The following is a 1712-nucleotide window of genomic DNA, read 5'->3' on the forward strand; positions in this document are numbered from 1 at the left end:
GTCCGGGGTGTCCGGGGTGTCCGGGGCTTCTGTGGGGTCTGAAGCGGCTGCCGGGGCCGGAACGGGTGGGTCCGAAGCGGAGGCCGAGGCCGGGACCGGGACCGGGGCCGCGGGGTCCGAAGCGGAGGTCGAGGAGGGTTCCGAGGCCGGTTCCGAGGACGGGTCCGAAGGCGAGCCGCGGCCCTTGACCGACGCTCCCGTGGCGCGGCGGCGTACCGTCGTGCTCGCCGGGGCCGGCGTGGCCGCCGCCCTCGTGTCGGCCGCGCTCGTGGTGAGTCTCGTGCCCGGCGAGGGCGTGGGTGACGACGAGCGGGGCGGGAAGCGGTCCGTGGGGGCTGCCGCCCCGTCCGCCGAGGGAGGCGCCGGCGCCTCCGAGTCGGCCGACGCGAAGAAGAAGAAAAAGAAGAAGGAGTCGGCCTCGCCCTCCGCCGCACGCAGCGGCAGCCCCACGCCTTCGGCCGCCGCCTCCCGGAGGGGTGGGGCCGGGGCGGTCCAGGGCGGCGGTGTCGAGGACGGGGCCACCGCGCCCTCCGTCGCCGTCAATCCGTACAAGTGGGAAGACCCGTGCGGCCCGCACTACCTGATCGACCGGAAGCCCGAGCAGGTGCCTCCGCCGCCGACTGAGCCGGACGCGCGCGGGTGGGTCACCGCGCTCGGCGGGGTCACCGCCGGGCAGCAGATGCTCGCGCTGACCGTGCAGGGCACCGGGAAGGCCACCGTCGTCCTGGACGAACTGCATGTGCGGGTGGTGGAGAAGAGCGCGCCGCTCGCCTGGAACGACTTCCAGATGGGCGTCGGGTGCGGTGGCGGCGTGGAGACGACGTCATTCGGGGTGAACCTCGATGCCGGGCGGCCCGCGGTCTCCCCCAAGGCCGGTCAGCGCGACTTCCCGTACAAGGTGAGTGAGTCCGACCCCGAGGTCTTCTACGTCTTCGCGGACGTGCGGGCGCACAACGTGAGCTGGTACCTGGAACTGGACTGGTCCAGCGGTGACCAGCAGGGCACCCTACGCGTCGACGACAACGGCAAGCCCTTCCGGACGAGCGGGAACGTGGGGCGGCCCGCGTACAACTACCCGCTCGGTTCCTCCGAGTGGGGGCGGGACGAGTACGACCCCAACATTCCCGGCTGAGCACCCAGCTGAGCACCCGACTGAACGTCCGGCAGACGGCCCGCCCCGCCCGCCGTCACCGAGATGGTGTCGCCGCCGCGGACCCGGGCGTAGAACCACCGGGCGTCCTCGGTGCCGAGGGCGATCAGGCCGCCTCCGACGTCGTAGTCGCTCAGGACCTTGAGTTCCGAGGTGAAGGCGCCGACGTAGAGCGGCTGCTGGTCCTCCCCGGCGCGCAGCTCGACCGCGTACGGGACGCCCACCACGGCGGAGCCGCCCTTGGACCGCACGTCGACGGTCACCTTTCTCAGGTCCTGCTTCGCGGTCACCGTCATCGGGCTCGTGGACGCGAGCGGGACCTCGACGTCCGAGACGATCGGCATCACCCGGCCGTCGAACGTGAGGGTGCGCCCGGGCAGGTCGAGTGTGCCGGAGACGGGCACCGGGGATGCCTCGGACGGTGGGGCGGAGTCCGACGGCGGGGCGGAGTCGGGACGCGTCACGGTCGGGGGCCGGTTCGCGGCGTGGTGGTCCGGGTCCTCGCCGAAGCGCAGGGTCAGAGCAAAGGCCAGAAGGGCGAGGGCCGCGGTCCCCGCGCCGA

General features: G+C 73.4%; 2 protein-coding genes. One reads left to right on the top strand and one right to left on the bottom strand.

The window, feature by feature from the left end:
- The first annotated feature begins 184 nt into the window (after nucleotides 1-184).
- The gene (locus tag FNH08_RS49695; protein WP_228034865.1) at nucleotides 185-1132 is read left to right on the top strand and encodes a hypothetical protein; all 948 of its coding nucleotides are present in this window, start codon (nucleotides 185-187) and stop codon (nucleotides 1130-1132) included.
- Here FNH08_RS49695 and FNH08_RS51350 read toward each other — a convergent pair.
- Nucleotides 1072-1712, bottom strand: a 641-nt coding sequence (locus tag FNH08_RS51350) for a hypothetical protein (RefSeq protein ID WP_194238893.1), incomplete at its 5' end; no start/stop codon positions are given. The genes FNH08_RS49695 and FNH08_RS51350 overlap by 61 nt on opposite strands.

The sequence above is a fragment of the Streptomyces spongiae genome, assembly GCF_009377185.1.
GTDB classification, from domain to species: domain Bacteria; phylum Actinomycetota; class Actinomycetes; order Streptomycetales; family Streptomycetaceae; genus Streptomyces; species Streptomyces spongiae.